General features: G+C 72.0%; 17 protein-coding genes. 4 read left to right on the top strand and 13 right to left on the bottom strand.

All coding sequences use genetic code 11. The annotated features are described in order from the left end of the window. Positions 1-19: 19 nt before the first annotated feature. Complete coding sequence (locus DN069_RS04000; protein WP_279387868.1) at positions 20-640, bottom strand: sigma-70 family RNA polymerase sigma factor; 621 nt, start codon at positions 638-640, stop codon at positions 20-22. 175 nt (positions 641-815) lie between these two features. Continuing rightward, the gene (locus DN069_RS03995) at positions 816-1,427 is read right to left on the bottom strand and encodes a response regulator transcription factor (RefSeq protein WP_030251459.1); all 612 of its coding nucleotides are present in this window, start codon (positions 1,425-1,427) and stop codon (positions 816-818) included. A 464-nt stretch (positions 1,428-1,891) separates the two neighbouring features. Here DN069_RS03995 and DN069_RS03990 point away from each other — a divergent pair, with 464 nt between their 5' ends. After that, a complete protein-coding gene (locus DN069_RS03990; protein ID WP_111499407.1) occupies positions 1,892-2,209 on the top strand; it encodes a WhiB family transcriptional regulator in 318 nt (105 codons plus the stop codon). Between the two features lie 125 nt (positions 2,210-2,334). Here DN069_RS03990 and DN069_RS03985 read toward each other — a convergent pair whose 3' ends face one another. Further along, a complete protein-coding gene (locus DN069_RS03985) occupies positions 2,335-3,225 on the bottom strand; it encodes a LysR family transcriptional regulator (RefSeq protein WP_111499406.1) in 891 nt (296 codons plus the stop codon). A gap of 54 nt (positions 3,226-3,279) precedes the next feature. Between DN069_RS03985 and DN069_RS03980 the strand changes: the two genes are divergently transcribed. Continuing rightward, positions 3,280-3,933, top strand: a complete 654-nt coding sequence (locus tag DN069_RS03980; protein WP_111499405.1) for an MOSC domain-containing protein — start codon at positions 3,280-3,282, stop codon at positions 3,931-3,933. Positions 3,934-4,021: 88 nt separating this feature from the next. On the opposite strand, the gene groL is transcribed toward DN069_RS03980, so the two are convergent. Next, positions 4,022-5,656: a chaperonin GroEL gene (gene groL / locus DN069_RS03975; RefSeq protein WP_111499404.1), complete on the bottom strand. Its 1,635-nt coding sequence runs from the start codon at positions 5,654-5,656 to the stop codon at positions 4,022-4,024. Positions 5,657-5,761: 105 nt separating this feature from the next. Beyond that, positions 5,762-6,070, bottom strand: a complete 309-nt coding sequence (groES, locus tag DN069_RS03970; RefSeq protein ID WP_111499403.1) for a co-chaperone GroES — start codon at positions 6,068-6,070, stop codon at positions 5,762-5,764. A 201-nt stretch (positions 6,071-6,271) separates the two neighbouring features. Here groES and DN069_RS03965 point away from each other — a divergent pair, with 201 nt between their 5' ends. Then, complete coding sequence (locus DN069_RS03965; RefSeq protein WP_111499402.1) at positions 6,272-7,507, top strand: class I SAM-dependent methyltransferase; 1,236 nt, start codon at positions 6,272-6,274, stop codon at positions 7,505-7,507. Here the strand turns inward: DN069_RS03965 and DN069_RS03960 are convergent. Genes DN069_RS03960 through tsaB form a run of 4 tightly spaced genes read right to left on the bottom strand, consistent with a single transcriptional unit; the run spans position 7,483 to position 10,644 of the window. Next, positions 7,483-8,346 carry a polysaccharide deacetylase family protein gene (locus DN069_RS03960; protein WP_111499401.1) on the bottom strand — a complete coding sequence of 288 codons (864 nt, stop codon included), beginning with the start codon at positions 8,344-8,346 and terminating at the stop codon, positions 7,483-7,485. The genes DN069_RS03965 and DN069_RS03960 overlap by 25 nt on opposite strands. An 18-nt stretch (positions 8,347-8,364) precedes the next feature. Beyond that, positions 8,365-9,441 carry a tRNA (adenosine(37)-N6)-threonylcarbamoyltransferase complex transferase subunit TsaD gene (gene tsaD, locus DN069_RS03955; protein ID WP_111499400.1) on the bottom strand — a complete coding sequence of 359 codons (1,077 nt, stop codon included), beginning with the start codon at positions 9,439-9,441 and terminating at the stop codon, positions 8,365-8,367. Continuing rightward, the gene (gene rimI / locus DN069_RS03950) at positions 9,431-9,913 is read right to left on the bottom strand and encodes a ribosomal protein S18-alanine N-acetyltransferase (RefSeq protein WP_111499444.1); all 483 of its coding nucleotides are present in this window, start codon (positions 9,911-9,913) and stop codon (positions 9,431-9,433) included. The genes tsaD and rimI overlap by 11 nt, the downstream gene beginning before the upstream one ends. Positions 9,914-9,963: 50 nt before the next feature. Beyond that, entirely contained in the window at positions 9,964-10,644 is a 681-nt protein-coding gene (gene tsaB / locus DN069_RS03945) for a tRNA (adenosine(37)-N6)-threonylcarbamoyltransferase complex dimerization subunit type 1 TsaB (RefSeq protein ID WP_111499399.1), read from the bottom strand. A gap of 110 nt (positions 10,645-10,754) precedes the next feature. On the opposite strand from tsaB, the gene DN069_RS03940 reads away from it, so the two are divergent. Continuing rightward, the gene (locus DN069_RS03940; RefSeq protein WP_111499398.1) at positions 10,755-11,339 is read left to right on the top strand and encodes a hypothetical protein; all 585 of its coding nucleotides are present in this window, start codon (positions 10,755-10,757) and stop codon (positions 11,337-11,339) included. A 72-nt stretch (positions 11,340-11,411) separates the two neighbouring features. On the opposite strand, the gene DN069_RS03935 is transcribed toward DN069_RS03940, so the two are convergent. The 4 genes from DN069_RS03935 to DN069_RS03925 all read right to left on the bottom strand — a co-directional run. Next, positions 11,412-13,328: a S53 family peptidase gene (locus tag DN069_RS03935; protein WP_111499397.1), complete on the bottom strand. Its 1,917-nt coding sequence runs from the start codon at positions 13,326-13,328 to the stop codon at positions 11,412-11,414. 259 nt (positions 13,329-13,587) lie between these two features. Further along, positions 13,588-13,752 carry a hypothetical protein gene (locus DN069_RS39805; protein WP_165845358.1) on the bottom strand — a complete coding sequence of 55 codons (165 nt, stop codon included), beginning with the start codon at positions 13,750-13,752 and terminating at the stop codon, positions 13,588-13,590. Between the two features lie 100 nt (positions 13,753-13,852). Then, complete coding sequence (tsaE, locus tag DN069_RS03930) at positions 13,853-14,386, bottom strand: tRNA (adenosine(37)-N6)-threonylcarbamoyltransferase complex ATPase subunit type 1 TsaE (protein ID WP_111499396.1); 534 nt, start codon at positions 14,384-14,386, stop codon at positions 13,853-13,855. A gap of 49 nt (positions 14,387-14,435) precedes the next feature. Further along, on the bottom strand, positions 14,436-15,470 hold a 1,035-nt coding region (locus DN069_RS03925), incomplete at its 5' end, for an alpha/beta fold hydrolase (RefSeq protein ID WP_111499443.1).

Genomic DNA, 15,470 nt, shown 5'->3' with positions numbered 1-15,470 from the left:
CTCCGGTCGGCTGCGCCGACTAGGCCGAGAGGCCCTCGGGGCCGTTCTCGGCGAGGACACGGAGGCGGGAGAGGGCCCGGTGCTGGGCGACGCGGACCGCGCCCGGCGACATACCGAGGACGGCGCCGGTCTCCTCCGCGGTGAGGCCCGCGGCGACGCGCAGCAGGACCAGCTCCCGCTGCCGCTCGGGCAGCAGCGCGAGGAGCTCGCGCATCCACGCGGCGTCGCTGCTCAGCAGGGCGCGCTCCTCGGGACCGAGGGCGTCGTCGGGGGTGTCGGGGAGCTCCTCGCCCAGCGGGACGCTCTGCGCGGGGCCGCCGCGCATCGCCGCGCGCTGCAGGTCCGCGATCTTGTGCGCCGCGATGCTGTAGACGAAGGCCTCGAACGGCCGGCCCTCGTCGCGGTAGCGCGGCAGCGCGCACAGCACGGCGAGGCAGACCTCCTGGGCCACGTCGTCGACGTGGTGCCGGGCGCTGCCGGGCAGGCGGACCAGCCGGGCGCGGCAGTAGCGCAGCACCAGCGGGTGGACCTGCGAAAGGAGCGCGTCGACCGCGTCGGGATCGCCGCCCACCGCATGCTCGAGGAGCGGACCGATGGGCATGCCGGACCCCTGGCCGGGGCTCGCCTCGTCGTCACGCACTGGTCCATGGTGCCTGGTCACCGAAGAAAACGTGACACCGCACCCTGACTTGTGCATCGGAACGTTATCCGCCACGCCACCACCCCCGCCCTGCCGGACTCCGCGTCACACCATCTCCATGGTGCGCCCTCGGGTGGGAAGCGGGCCATGCCCCCTCCCACCCGGGAGGGGGGAATCAGCGGACCAGGCCCCAGCGGAAGCCCAGCGCCACGGCGTGCGCACGGTCGGAGGCGCCCAGCTTCTTGAAGAGCCGGCGCGCGTGGGTCTTGACGGTGTCCTCGGAGAGGAACAGCTCACGACCGATCTCGGCGTTGCTGCGGCCATGGCTCATGCCTTCCAGCACCTGGATCTCACGAGCCGTCAGTGTGGGCGCCGCGCCCATCTCGGCACAGCGCAGCCGGCGCGGCGCGAGCCGCCACGTCGGGTCGGCCAGGGCCTGGGTGACCGTGGCGCGCAGCTCGGCACGGGAGGCGTCCTTGTGCAGGTAGCCGCGGGCGCCGGCGGCGACCGCGAGGGCCACGCCGTCGAGGTCCTCGGCCACGGTCAGCATGATGATGCGGGCGCCCGGGTCGGCCGAGAGCAGCCGACGGACCGTCTCCACCCCGCCCAGGCCCGGCATGCGGACGTCCATCAGCACCAGGTCGGAGCGGTCCGCCACCCAGCGGCGGAGCACCTCCTCCCCGTTGGTGGCCGTGGTCACTCGGTCGACTCCTGGCACCGTCGCGACCGCGCGACGCAGCGCCTCGCGGGCGAGCGGGGAATCGTCACAGACGAGAACGGAAGTCATGACCCGCCTCCGCAGCTGATGAACGTCACCTTGAGCCTCCTGGCTGGTACGAATCGTCACCGGCACGGCCTCCGGTGGACCGGCGTCTTCCCCGACGCCCGTGCCGTTTGCCGCCTCCGCACTCCCAACGACCGTCACCCGAATGAGTTACGGCCTGGCAGCAGCCTCCACCACTCTACGTGTCCGACCCGCTACGGATCATCCAGCGCGCGGTGCGCACCGGCGCGAATGCGTCGCTCGTACGACGACCGTGCGCCTCGCCGGGCTTGCCGTTAGGCCCAACGAGTGCACCCGCATGCAGGACACGCTTCCCCGCCACGTGGTGGATTAGTCCGTTTTCATGGGATTTGATGGTTATCAGCACGTTATGTAACGCTGATGACCTCTTGTCCGTTAGATCTTCATGAGTCATATTTCCATCAGTTCGTACTGAATCGCTAGCGCCACTCAAGGGATCAACGACCATGGCCGACTACTCACGGCTCCCTGGCCCGAACGCAGACCTGTGGGACTGGCAGCTCTCCGCCGCGTGTCGCGGCGTGGACAGTTCTCTGTTCTTCCATCCGGAGGGAGAGCGCGGAGCCGCACGGACCTCGCGGGAACAGTCCGCGAAGGAGGTCTGCATGCGGTGCCCGGTGCGCGCGGAGTGCGCGTCGCACGCACTGGCGGTACGTGAGCCCTACGGGGTCTGGGGCGGACTCACCGAGGACGAGCGGGAGGACCTGCTGGGGCGTGCGCGCCGCCGCACCCTCGATCCGCTCTCACTGCTGCCCGTCGACTGAAACGATCGAGCTGACGGAACGTTTCTGCACAGCTACCTTCTGCACAGCTACCTTCTGCATAGCTACCTTCTGCACAGCTACCCGCACACCCGACCCGTCCACCCAAGGGCCTGTCGCTCGCCGCGCTACAGGCCCTTCAGCTTCTCCACCATCAGCGCGACCGCCGGAACTCGTCCCAGGTCCGGCAGGGTCAGCGCGACGATCTCCCGCGACATGCCGGCGGCCAGCGGGACGACGGCGACCCCGTCGGCCCTGGTCGCGGAGAGGGCCAGGCGCGGCAGCACCGCCACGCCGAGGCCCGCGGCGACGAGCCCCAGCACGGCGGGGTAGTCGTCGGTCGCGAAGTCGATCCGCGGGGCGAAGCCCGCCGCCTCGCACAGGTCCGCCAGATGCCCGCGACACTGTGGGCACCCGGCGATCCAGGGCTCCGCCGCGAGGGCGGCGAGATCGGGGAGCTCCGGCGCGCCCGCGAGCGGGTGCCGCTCGGGCAGCACCGCGACCAGCGGGTCGCGCCGCAGCCGGGTGACGGCCAGGTCGCTCCAGTCCTCGGGCTCGGACGGCGCGGGGTAACGGAAGGCGAGCACCAGCTCGCACTCGGCCGCGCGCAGCAGCCCGATCGACGCCGGCGGTTCGGCCTCGGTCAGCGACACCTGGACCCCGGGCGCCTGCGCGCGCAGCGCGGCGACCGCGGCGGGCACGAGCGTCGCACTGGCGGTCGGGAAGGAGACCAGCCGCAGCCGCCCGGCGTGCAGTCCCGCGATCCCCGCGACGGCGTCCTCCGCCGCGGCGAGTCCGGCCAGTACCCCGGCCGCGTGCTCGGCGAGCACCCGGCCCGCCTCGCTCAGGGCGACGCCGCGTCCGACCCGCACCACCAGCGGGGTGCCGACGGACTTCTCCAGCGCCTTCATCTGCTGGCTGATCGCCGGCTGGGTCAGCCCGAGCTCCCGCGCGGCGGCGGAGAAGGAGCCCTGGCGGGCGACGGCGCGCAGCACGCGGAGATGTCTGGCCTCGATCACGGGGTCAGGATAAGCACCTGCTGCCACGGGGTGCCCCGACCTACGCTTGGGCCCATGGGAACCCTGCTCTCCGTCAATGTCGGACGACCCGAGCCGACCGTGCACTCCGATCCCGGCGTCACCGCGATCGGCAAGAAGCCGGTGGAGGGCGCCGTCCAGGTGACCGCGCCGAGCGAGCGCAAGGGCGTGAGCGGCCTGGTCGGGGACGCGATCTGCGACGTGCGGCACCACGGCGGGGTGGACCAGGCCGTGTACGCCTACGCGCGCGAGGAGCTGGACGGCTGGGCCGAGGAGCTCGGGCGGGCGCTGCCGAACGGCGTCTTCGGGGAGAACCTGACGACCGAGGGCCTGGACGTCTCCGGCGCCCTCATCGGGGAGCGGTGGCGGATCGGCGGGACGCTGCTGCTGGAGGTGAGCGCGACCCGGATCCCGTGCCGGACCTTCGCCGGATGGATGGAGCAGGAGCGTTGGGTCAGGACGTTCACGGACCGCGCACGCCCCGGCGCGTACCTGAGGGTGCTCACGCCGGGCGAGATCCGCGGCGGTGACGAGATCACCGTGGTGCACCGGCCGGACCACGGCGTCAGCTCCGCGGACGTCTTCCGCGCCCTGCACTCGCGCGCGCCCGAGGTGCTCCCCCGGATGCTCGACCTGCCCGCGCTCGCGGAGGGCCACCGCGAGTCCGCCGCCAAGCGGCTGGGAGTCTGAACGGCGAGGCTCTGAACGGCGAGGCTCTGAACGGCCGGAAGCCCGGCACCCCCGAGGGGGTGCCGGGCTTCCGAACGAGCGTCAGGGCTCAGTGGGAGTGGCCGTGGCCACCGTGGGAGTGACCGGCCGCGGCCGGCTCCTCCTCCTTCTTCTCGACGACCAGGGTCTCGGTCGTGAGCAGCAGGGAGGCGATGGACGCGGCGTTCTCCAGCGCGGAGCGGGTCACCTTGACCGGGTCGATGACGCCGGCCTTGACCAGGTCGCCGTACTCGCCGGTGGCGGCGTTGTAGCCCTCGCGCGCGTCCTCCAGGTCGGCGACCTTGGTGGTGATGACGTAGCCCTCGAGGCCCGCGTTCTGGGCGATCCAGCGCAGCGGCTCGACCAGGGCGCGGCGGACGACCGCGACACCCACGGCCTCGTCGCCGGTCAGGCCCAGGCCGCCGTCGAGCACCTTCTGCGCGTGGACCAGGGAGGCGCCGCCACCGGCGACGATGCCCTCCTCGACCGCGGCGCGGGTCGCCGAGATGGCGTCCTCCAGGCGGTGCTTCTTCTCCTTGAGCTCGACCTCGGTGGCCGCGCCGACCTTGATGACGCAGACGCCGCCGGCCAGCTTGGCCAGACGCTCCTGCAGCTTCTCGCGGTCCCAGTCGGAGTCGGTGACGTCGATCTCGCCCTTGATCTGGGCGACGCGGCCGGCGACCTCCTCGGAGGAACCGGCACCGTCGACGATGGTGGTGTCGTCCTTGGTGACGGTCACGCGGCGGGCGGTGCCCAGCACGTCCAGGCCGGCCTGGTCGAGCTTGAGGCCGACCTCCTCGGCGATGACGGTCGCGCCGGTCAGCGTGGCGATGTCGCCCAGCATGGCCTTGCGGCGGTCACCGAAGCCGGGGGCCTTGACGGCGACGGCGTTGAAGGTGCCACGGATCTTGTTGACCACCAGGGTCGACAGGGCCTCGCCCTCGACGTCCTCGGCGATGATCAGCAGCGGCTTGGACGCGCCGCCCTGGAGGATCTTCTCCAGCAGCGGGAGCAGGTCCTGGATCGAGGAGATCTTGCCCTGGTGGATCAGGATGTACGGGTCCTCGAGGACGGCCTCCATGCGCTCCTGGTCGGTGACCATGTACGGAGACAGGTAGCCCTTGTCGAACTGCATGCCCTCGGTGAACTCGAGCTCGAGACCGAAGGTGTTCGACTCCTCGACGGTGATGACACCGTCCTTGCCGACCTTGTCCATCGCCTCGGCGATGAGCTCGCCGACCTGGGTGTCCTGGGCGGACAGGGCGGCGACGGCGGCGATGTCCTCCTTGCCCTCGATCTCGCGGGCGACGGAGAGCAGGTGCTCGGCGACGGCCTTGACGGCCGCGTCGATGCCGCGCTTGAGGGCGGCCGGGCCGGCGCCGGCGGCGACGTTGCGCAGACCCTCGTTGACGAGCGCCTGGGCCAGGACGGTCGCGGTGGTGGTGCCGTCACCCGCGATGTCGTTGGTCTTGGTGGCGACCTCCTTGACGAGCTGCGCGCCAAGGTTCTCGTACGGGTCCTCCAGCTCGACCTCGCGGGCGATGGTGACACCGTCGTTGGTGATGGTGGGGGCGCCGAACTTCTTGTCGATGACGACGTTGCGGCCCTTGGGGCCGATCGTCACCTTGACGGTGTCGGCCAGCTTGTTGACACCGCGCTCCAGCGAGCGGCGGGCGTCCTCGTCGAACTGCAGGATCTTGGCCATGCCTAGGGGTTCCCTCTCGAAACAACCGCGCCCCGGGCCCCGTGGTACGGGTGCCCGGGGCGGGTCACGACTTTGCCGACTTCAAGCGTCAGGTCAGGTCAGGTCTTACTTCTCGATGATCGCGAGCACGTCGCGGGCCGAGAGGACCAGGTACTCCTGGCCGGCGTACTTGACCTCGGTGCCGCCGTACTTGCTGTAGAGGACGACGTCGCCGACGGCGACATCGAGCGGAAGACGCTGGCCGTCCTCGAAGCGACCCGGACCGACGGCCAGGACGACGCCCTCCTGGGGCTTCTCCTTCGCGGTGTCCGGGATGACCAGGCCAGAGGCCGTGGTCTGCTCAGCGTCGAGCGGCTGGACCACGATGCGGTCCTCAAGCGGCTTGATGGCAACCTTGGAGCTGGTGGTCGTCACGATCCGACCTCCCCCTTCGGAGATCCGGGGTACACATGTCTTGGGGCGTGAAGACATGGCAAGCCCGTCGTCGCGGTGCCGGACGTACCGTCTCACGCTTAGCGCTCTCGTGTGGAGAGTGCCAACGACGACTGTAGGCGGCGGTTAGCACTCGGTCAACCAGAGTGCCAACGCGTCGCTTACATAAAGGACAATGGTCGGGTGCAGCACACCGAGAACCTCGACCTTCTGCTGTCCCCCGAGGGCCAGGAACTCCTGGCCGAGCTGCGGGACCACTCCCCCGGCGACGAGCTCGCGCTGGCGACGCGCCTGCGGCGCACGCACGACGCGGCCGTGGTGACGGCGGCCCTCGCCCAGGCGCGGCTGCGGACCCGGGCGGCGGCGAAGTTCGGGGCGGACGCGGCGCGGATGTACTTCACGCCCAACGGCGTCGAGCAGTCCACGCGAACCAGCGTCGCCGAGTGGCGGGCCCGGCGGATGAAGGCGCTCGGCGTCACCTCGGTGGCGGACCTGTGCGGCGGCATCGGCGGCGACGCCCTGGCGCTGGCCCGGGCCGGCATCAGGGTCCTGGCCGTGGACCGCGATCCGGCGGCCTGCGCGGCCGCCGAGGCGAACGCCCGGGCCCTCGGTCTGGCCGACCTGATCGAGACGCGCTGCGCGGACGTCGCCGAGATCGACACCACGCCCTACGACGCCGTCTTCGTGGACCCGGCGCGCCGCGCGGGACCAACAGGGGGGGCGGTGCGAAGCGCCTCGAGCAGGGGCGGTGGTCGGGCGACGGGTGGGAGGATCTTCGACCCGGAGGCGTACGCGCCGCCGCTCAGCTGGGCGGTGGAGGCCGCGCGCAGGGCCCCGGTCGGCGCGATCAAGGTGGCGCCGGGCATCCCGCACGAGGCCGTGCCGCACGACGCCGAGGCGGAGTGGGTCTCCGAGCGTGGTGACGTGAAGGAGGCCGTTCTCTGGTTCGGCACGAAAGCCGCCGAGCCGCACCGGGCGACCCTGCTGCCGGCCGGCGTCAGCCTGACGGGCGGTCGGCTGCCGGACCCGGAGGCGGGGCCCGTGCGCCGCTACCTCTACGAGCCGGACGGCGCCGTGATCCGCGCGCACCTGGTGGCCGAGGTGGCCGAGGAGCTGCAGGCCACGCTGATCGACCCCACCATCGCCTACCTGACGACGGATCAACTGACCCCCACTCCCTACGCCACCGCGTACGAGATCTCCGACGTGCTGCCGTTCAACCTGAAGAAGCTGAAGGCCCTGGTGCGCGAACGCTCCATCGGCACCCTGGTCATCAAGAAGCGCGGCTCCGCGATCGAGCCGGAGGAGCTGCGCAAAAAGGTGAAGCCCGAAGGAGCGAACTCGGCGGTCGTGGTGTTGACCCGCGCCGCCGGTTCGCCCGTGATGCTGCTCGGTCAGCCGGCCGGCGGGGCGATGTAGTCCTCCAGCCGCGCCACGGTGAAGCCCTGCTCCTCGATGTGCTTCACCATGTTGACGAACATGGCCACCTCGCTCTCGCCCTTGAGCTCGGACGGGCCGCGGAAGTGGGCCAGGATGATGTCGCCGGGGCGCAGCTTCTTGTCCGCCGCCTGGTACTCCATGTTCGTGATCTCCATGGTCTCCTTCCACAGGATGATCGCGCGCGGACCGCACGCCTGCACCGCCTCGTTGAGGCTGGTGGTGTAGGCGCCGGCGCCGTACGGCGGGCGGAAGAGGTACGGCGCGGTGCCGTAGACGGAGGTCAGCGTCTTCTGGTCGCCGCAGATCTGCTGCTTCTGCGCGGCGAGCGAGATGGTGTTCATCGGCGGGTGGCTGACCGTGTGGTTCTCGATGCGGTTGCCCAGCGCCTGCAGCGGCTTGAAGAAGCCGTAGTTGTTCTTGATGATGTCCCGGGTCAGGAACATCGTGATCGGGATCTTCAGATCCTGCATCAACTGCGCGAACTTCGGGTCCTTCTCGGCGCCGTCGTCCATCGTGATGAAGACGACCTTGTCGGTCGTCGGGATGTGCGAGATGACCGGGACCTTGCCCGACTTCGCCAGCTTGACGGGCTTGTCGCCCGGCGCGGCCGGGGCCGGCAGCAGCGGCTTGAGGCCCCACTTGGCCCACAGCCCCGGGGGGACGCCGTCGTTGGAGACACCCCCGCCGTCGCCGAGCGGCGTGGCCGACGCGGTGGCTCCGGAGGCAGGTGCGGCTTTCGCCCCTCCTGAGCTGCTCCCGCAGGCGGCGACGGTCAGGGCCATCCCGAGCGCGGTCACCGCGCCGAGCCACTTCTTCATTGCTACGACTCTTGCTCTCTACTCCGACAGACGGTGCAACTGATCGTGGTCCGCCGGTACATGGGTATCGGTTACCGGCAGGGAAGAATCCGCCGAGAGATCGAAGGCGGACGGGGCCCGGTCGCGCCGGACCATCTCCGACCCCAGCGCCGCCACCATCGCCCCGTTGTCCGTGCAGAGCTTCGGGCGCGGGACCCGCAGCGTGACGCCGGCGCGGTCGCAGCGCTCCTGGGCGAGGGCGCGCAGACGGGAGTTGGCGGCCACGCCGCCGCCGATCATCAGGTGGTCGACGCCCTCGTCCTTGCAGGCGCGGATCGCCTTGCGGGTCAGCACGTCCACCACGGCCTCCTGGAAGGACGCGGAGACGTCGCGGACCGGCACCTCCTCGCCCGCCCGCCGCTTGGCCTCGACCCAGCGCGAGACGGCCGTCTTGAGCCCGGAGAAGGAGAAGTCGTAGGCGGGATCCTTGGCGCCGCTCAGGCCGCGCGGGAAGGCGATGGCCTTCGGGTCGCCCTCCCTGGCGTAGCGGTCGATGACCGGCCCACCGGGGAAGCCGAGGTTGAGCAGTCGGGCGACCTTGTCGAAGGCCTCGCCCGCCGCGTCGTCGATGGTGGCGCCGAGGGAGCGGACGCTGCTGGTGATGTCCTCGGTCAGCAGCAGTGAGGAGTGGCCGCCGGAGACCAGCAGCGCCATCGTCGGCTCGGGCAGCCGCCCGTGCTCCAGCTGGTCCACGCAGATGTGCGAGGCGAGGTGGTTGACCCCGTAGAGCGGCTTGCCGAGGGCGTACGCGTACGCCTTGGCGGCGCTGACGCCGACCAGCAGCGCGCCGGCGAGGCCGGGCCCGGCGGTGACGGCGATGCCGTCGAGGTCGCTCGCCTTGACGCCGGCCTGGTCCAGTGCCCGCTGCACGGTCGGGACCATCGCCTCCAGGTGGGCGCGGCTGGCGATCTCGGGCACGACGCCGCCGTAGCGGCCGTGCTCCTCGACGCTGGAGGCGACGGCGTCGGCGAGCAGCGTGGTGCCCCGGACAATGCCGACGCCGGTCTCGTCGCAGGAGGTCTCGATCCCGAGGACCAGCGGTTCGTCAGCGGCCATCGTCGTCCTTGCTTTCCTCGTCGGTCGTCTCCGTCATCGGACGGCGCATCACCAGGGCGTCGACGCCGGACGGTTGGTAGTAGTTGCGGCGGAAGCCGACCGGCTCGAAGCCGAAGCGCCGGTAGAGGCGCTGCGCGCGGTCGTTGTCGACGCGCACCTCCAGCAGCAGCTCGGTGCAGCGGGCGGCCGCGGCCTGGTCGACCAGGCGCTGCAGCAGCCGGGTGCCGAGGCCGGTGCCCCACTGGCTCTCGGCGACGGCAATGGTCTGCACGTCCCCCTCGCCGGCGATCGCCATCAGGCCCGCGTAGCCGACGACGCGGCCCGCGGCGTCCTCGGCGACGGTGTACCAGCGGGTGGCGCGGGCGTGCCGGGAGTCGGCGAGCTCGGACCAGAACATGCCCGCCGACCAGGCGTCGTCGGGGAACAGCGTCCGTTCGAGCTCCAGCACCGGCTCGATGTCCCACCAGCGCATCTCGCGCAGCACGGCGGTCTGCGGCACGGCGTGCGTCTCTGCCTGCGCCGTCACGACGGCAGCACCGTCTTGTAGTTCTTCGGCACCTCGGCGTCCGGGCGGCGCAGGTAGAGCGGCGTACTCGGGGAGGGGAGCTCGGCGCCGGAGGCCAGCGCGTCGGCGGCGAAGGCGGCCAGCGCGGCGGCGGACTGGTGGGCCGGGGCCTGCTCGAGCGCGCCGGGGAAGGCGTCGGGATAGAGCAGTGCGCCCGCGCCGACGGCGGGCAGCGTGGCGAGCTTCTCGTCGATCTCGGCGGGACGGTCCACGGCGGGGCCCTCGACGCGGACACCGTCGGCGTCGTAGCGGGCCCAGTAGACCTCCTTGCGGCGGGCGTCCGTGGCGACGAGGAACGGCCCGTCGACGAAGCCGCCGTCGCGCGCGGCGCGGGCGATGCCGTCGAGGGTGCAGACGCCGTGCACGGGAATGCCGAGCGCGTGCCCGAGCGCGGCGGCGGTGGCGAGGCCCACCCGCAGCCCGGTGTAGGGACCGGGGCCCACCCCGACGGCAATCGCCCCGAGCCGCTCCTTGGCGACACCCGCCTCCCGCAGCACCGCGTCGACGGTCGGCAGCAGCAGCTCTCCGTGCCGGCGGGCGTCGATCTGGTCGGCGGACGCCAGGACCTCCCCGGTCCCGGTGTCCAGGACGGCGGCCGTGACGGCGGGCGTGGCGGTGTCGAAGGCAAGCAGCAGCACAGGGTCAGCCTAGTCGGCGCGCGGCGGGGGGCCGACGCCGCACGGGTTGCGCGCCGGGACGGGTGGGAGGATGAGAGGCTTAGGCCACTGTTGCCACTGTCGCCGCTTCGATGGAGGATCCCGTGGCGAAACTCGGTTCGGGCTCGGTCGTCACCGCGCTGACCGCCGGTGCCCTCGCCGTCGTCGCCGTGCTCGCCGTGCAGGCGAAGAGCTCCGCCTCCTCGACGACGGCGTCGGCCCCGAGCGGGAAGTCGCCGGGCGTCTCCGCCAGCAGCACGCCGGGCGCCAAGGCCAGCCCGGGTAAGGCCGTCGCGGTGCCCAAGGACTCCGGCACCGGCAAGCGCGTGGTCTACTCGGTGGGCCTGAAGCGGGTCTGGCTGGTCGACCCGGGCCAGTCCGGCGAGCCGCGCACCTTCACGGTGCAGCCGGGCTCGGTCGCTCCGGCGCCGGGGACGTACGCGGTGTTCCGGGTCCGGCAGGGCCCCTACACCGGCTCCGACGGCAAGCAGGTGAAGAACGCCGTGCTGTTCACCTCGCACGAGGGCGTGATCATCGGCTTCAGCGCGGCGGTCGACGGCTCGACGCCGCCGGCGGACCCGAGCAAGAAGACCGGCGGCATCCGCGAGGCCCTGACCGACGGTCAGGCGCTCTTCGACTTCGCGCCCTACGACACCAAGGTCGTCGTCGTGGCGTAGGCCGCGCGCGAACGTGGAACGGGCCCCTCACGCCGTCCGCGTGAGGGGCCCGTTCGCGCTCAGGCGCTCGGATCAGGGGATCGCGCGCCAGTTGTAGGACTCGATGTACTTCGCCGTCGGGCTGCCGACGCCGGTGACGTCGTCGTAGCCCTTGGTGGCCTGCAGCGAGGAGTCCTGGCCCAGGGTGCGGACCGAGACGGCGAGGCCGCCGCTCGCGTTGACGCTGTTGACGAAGTCCACGCGGGCCTCGGCCAGGCCGACCTTCGGGCCGAACGGGTGGTCGGTCACGTCGTGGAAGAGACCGTGGCGGGCGTAGATCGCCGGGTCGGCGAAGCCGAGCGGGAAGCCCTGCTCCTGCTGGGCCAGCGCCTGGATGGCCGCGAAGACCGGGGAGGCGAGGCTGGTGCCGCCGATGCGGTACTCGCTGTACTTGACCGACTTGTCCGGGAAGGTCTGGGTCTGACCGACCAGGAAGCCGGTGTTCGGGTCGGCGACGGCCGCGACGTCCGGCACGACGCGCTTCGCGCCCTTGCCGCCCACGTTGGCGAGCGCCGAGGGGACGATGCCGTTCTGGAACCAGGGCTGCGGGGTGCGCGCGCTGGTGCCGCCGCCCGCGCCGCCGTGGAAGCTGCCCGGGAAGCCGGTCCAGCTCTTGCCGTCCGCGGAGAGGGAGGCCTTGCCGGTGCCCCAGCCGGTCTCGAACTCGTAGTTGCCGCGCTTGCCGACGGCCAGCGAGGTGCCGCCGACCGCCGTCACGTAGGGCAGCGAGGCCGGCATGTCACTCTGCTTCGTGCCGGTGTTGGCGACCTCGTCGCCGTTGTCACCGGAGGAGAAGTAGAAGCCGATGCCCTCGGCCGCGCCGCGCAGGAAGATGTTGTTGTAGACCGGGTCGCTGGCCGGGTCGCTGCCGTTCTCGGGCTCGCCCCAGGAGTCGGAGACGATGGTGGCCAGGCGCGAGGTGACGATCTTGTTGAGCGCGTCGATCAGGTCGGGGTCCTGGCAGGAGGCCGCGCCGACGTAGCGGATGTCCGCCGCCGGGGCGACCGCGTGGACCGCCTCGATGTCAAGCGTCTGCTCGCCGTACCAGCCGGAGGCGCCGCACTGGTTGTCCGCGGTCTGCGTCCAGGCGGCCGGGTCGTACTGCTTGAACTGGCCCGCCTTGTACGCCGCGTCGCCGTTGCGGTGGGCGTAGGTGCGGATGTCGGCCTTGATGGTCGGCGAGTCGTAGGCGTCGACGATGGCGACCGTCACGCCCTTGCCGGTCTTGCCGGACGCCGTCGCGCCGTAGGCGGCGCGCAGCTGGTGGCCGTTGTAGCCCTTGACGACGTAGGGCACGGTCCGGCCGTAGGCCTTGGGCAGCGTCTTGGCCGGGTCCTGGCCGTAGTAGCCGGACATCGGACCGGCGTTGACGAAGGCCGCGCCGGGGCCGGGCAGGCTGTCGTCGTGCGTCGCCATCGTCGGCTTGTCGCTCAGGCCGGTGACGCTGAGCACCGCGTCGGCCACGGCGGCCGGCACGACGGTGGCGCCGGCCGGGGCGTGGTAGACGTGGCCGGAGACCGCGTAGTCGTGCAGCTTCACGCCGAAGGCGCGCTGCGCGGCGGTGGCGTCACCGGAGACGGAGACGAAGGTGCCCGCCGGGTCCACGGAGGTGTGGAAACCGGCGCCGTTCAGCCAGGCGACGACCTTGGCGATCTGCGCCTTGGTGGCGCCGAAGCGCTGCTGCACCTGAGCGGGGCTCAGGTAGTGCCCGTAGGCGCTGCTGCTCGGGTTGGAGGCCTGGGCGACGTACTGCTCCAGCCCGGCCTGGTCGCCCGTCAGATAGACGCGGGCGTTGACGGTGTGGCTCGCCGCGGTCTGCCCGCGGTCGGCGGCGGCAGCGGTCCACGCCGGCTTGCCACCCGCGACGACGTGCCCCTGGGGCGACGCGGCGGCGACTGCGGGCGATCCCGCGGCCACGGCGGCGGCGAGCAGCGGCAGCGTCGCTGCCATCGCCACGCCGGCGCGCCGGTTTACTCCCCTGATGTGCATGGAACGTCCCTCCCCGGGCCGTGAACGGAGGGCCTAGTCGATCCCCCCGTTGTGATAGGGGGAATCGAACCGGGGAATGATTCAGCGGTCAAGAGTGCGAGACGAGGTGTTACCGAGTGGAGTGGTGGCACCGCCGGATTTAACAATCGGCAACAATTCGCACGAGTCGACAAATCCCTTTACCGCAAATGACGTGTCATGCACAAAAAATGATGTGCCGTCACTCGGGCGGCTGGGAGACCGCCGCCACGGAGGCGTTGCAGGCGAGCAGTCGAGCCACCGTCACCTCGGCCGCGACAGCCGGGTTCTGGTCGCTCTCCTGACCGTGCGCGGGGACTTCCCGGGCATCGGCGGCGATCCGGGCGAGGGGGGTCATACCGGGCATGCGGGCTCCCCGAGGGGTGTCGGCGCTGGCTTGGTTCATCTTCCCGACAGTGCGTCGGGAACACAACCGCCGACCGGCGGGCCTCACCCCTCCGGGCGGCTCAGGCGCGCGCGACGGCCAGCGCCGCGAGGTCGGCCCCGGCCCAGCGCGGACCCACGCCGTCGAGCGTCACCGTGCGCTCGTCCGGGACCTCCGGGTCGAGGTCCTGCTCCAGCGAGAGCGCCTCCTCGCCGCCGAGCGCCCGGTCGATGCGGACCTCCAGCCGGGACTCGGACAGCCCCTCGACCTTGCCCTCGCCCCACTCCACGACGACCACCGAGTCCGGCAGCGAGACGTCCAGGTCCAGATCCTCCATCTGGTCCAGCCCGCCGCCGAGCCGGTAGGCGTCCACGTGGACCAGCGCCGGGCCGCCGACCAGGGAGGGATGCACCCGGGCGATGACGAAGGTCGGCGAGGTGACCGCGCCGCGCACGCCCAGGCCCTCGCCGAGCCCACGGGTCAGCGTCGTCTTGCCGGCGCCCAGCTCGCCCGAGAGCAGCACCAGATCGCCCGGGTGCAGCACGGTGGCCAGGGTGCGGCCCAGCTCCTGCATCGCGGCCGGGTCCGGGACGGTGAGGGTGGCGACGTTGCCCATGGCGTTCGGCGGTCCTTCCTTGTGCGTGGGTGCTGCGTTCCTGCGAAGTTCAGGCCTGCTCGGCGAGCAGGTGCACGGGCGGCGGCAGCGCGGCGCCGCAGTGGGCGGCGGCCCGCTCCAGCAGCCGCGCGAGGCGGGCGTTGACCAGCTCCGGGCGCTCCAGCATCAGCAGGTGCCCGGTGTCGGGCAGGATCTCCAGCTCGGCCTCGGGCAGCTGCTCCGCGATGGCCTCGCTGTGCGCGGGCGGGGTGAGCAGGTCCCGGTCTCCCGCCAGCACCAGCGCCGGCAGGTCGCGCAGCACCGCGAGCGCGGCGGTCTTGTCGTGGGCGGAGAAGACGGGGAAGAACTCCGCGACCACGTCCACCGGCGTCGACTCCAGCAGCAGCTGCGCGAAGCGGGCGCGGGCCGGGTCGACGTCGTCGGTGCCGAAGGAGAACCGGTGGTAGACGGCGGAGGTGAGCTCGCTGCTGAGACGTCTGCCGCGCTCGACCAGACCGGCCTGTCTGCCCAGCGCCTTGATGACGCCCGGTCCGACCCGGTGGAACACCTTCGCGCCGACGCCGGGCAGCCCGAGCGTGACGTCGCGCCAGTTCCCCGCGGTGGTGCCGAGCAGCGCGACGCCGGCGACCCGCTCGGCGAAGAGCTCGGGCCGCTGGTCGGCCAGCGCCATCACGGTCATCCCGCCCATGGAGTGCCCGACCAGCACCAGCGGGCCGGTGGGCGCGACGGCGTCGATGACCGCCCCGAGGTCGCCGCCGAGCTGGTCGATCGAGGCGGGCTCCCCGGCGAGGTAGCTGCGCGACCGCTCGGACCGGCCGTGGCTGCGCTGGTCGTAGAAGACCAGCCGCAGGCCGTCGCGGAACGCCTCGCGCTGGAAGTGCCAGCTGTCCTGGTTCAGGCAGTAGCCGTGCACGAACACGACCGTCAGCGGCGGCGTCGGCGCGGCCCCGAGCCACGTCCCGACCCCGGACAGCACCCCGCCGAGCGGCCCCGGCTGCGGCTCCGCCGCCCCGCCGCGCCGTCGCCCCAGCCAGCCGCGCAGGCGGGGTGCTGTCCGGGGTCGGGACGTGGCTCGGGGCCGCGC

This window comes from Streptacidiphilus pinicola (assembly GCF_003258295.1).
Lineage (GTDB): Bacteria > Actinomycetota > Actinomycetes > Streptomycetales > Streptomycetaceae > Streptacidiphilus > Streptacidiphilus pinicola.
This window is presented reverse-complemented; position numbering and strand designations above follow the sequence as displayed.

Bases quoted from the DNA above. Each gene is read 5' to 3' on its own strand.
- DN069_RS03995 (WP_030251459.1), bottom strand. From the start codon at position 1,427: ATGACTTCCGTTCTCGTCTGTGACGATTCCCCGCTCGCCCGCGAGGCG.
- DN069_RS03990 (WP_111499407.1), top strand. From the start codon at position 1,892: ATGGCCGACTACTCACGGCTCCCTGGCCCGAACGCAGACCTGTGGGAC.
- DN069_RS03980 (WP_111499405.1), top strand. From the start codon at position 3,280: ATGGGAACCCTGCTCTCCGTCAATGTCGGACGACCCGAGCCGACCGTG.
- groL (WP_111499404.1), bottom strand. From the start codon at position 5,656: ATGGCCAAGATCCTGCAGTTCGACGAGGACGCCCGCCGCTCGCTGGAG.
- DN069_RS03960 (WP_111499401.1), bottom strand. From the start codon at position 8,346: ATGAAGAAGTGGCTCGGCGCGGTGACCGCGCTCGGGATGGCCCTGACC.
- tsaD (WP_111499400.1), bottom strand. From the start codon at position 9,441: ATGGCCGCTGACGAACCGCTGGTCCTCGGGATCGAGACCTCCTGCGAC.
- rimI (WP_111499444.1), bottom strand. From the start codon at position 9,913: ATGCGCTGGTGGGACATCGAGCCGGTGCTGGAGCTCGAACGGACGCTG.
- DN069_RS03940 (WP_111499398.1), top strand. From the start codon at position 10,755: ATGGAGGATCCCGTGGCGAAACTCGGTTCGGGCTCGGTCGTCACCGCG.
- DN069_RS03935 (WP_111499397.1), bottom strand. From the start codon at position 13,328: ATGGCAGCGACGCTGCCGCTGCTCGCCGCCGCCGTGGCCGCGGGATCG.
- DN069_RS39805 (WP_165845358.1), bottom strand. From the start codon at position 13,752: ATGCCCGGTATGACCCCCCTCGCCCGGATCGCCGCCGATGCCCGGGAA.
- tsaE (WP_111499396.1), bottom strand. From the start codon at position 14,386: ATGGGCAACGTCGCCACCCTCACCGTCCCGGACCCGGCCGCGATGCAG.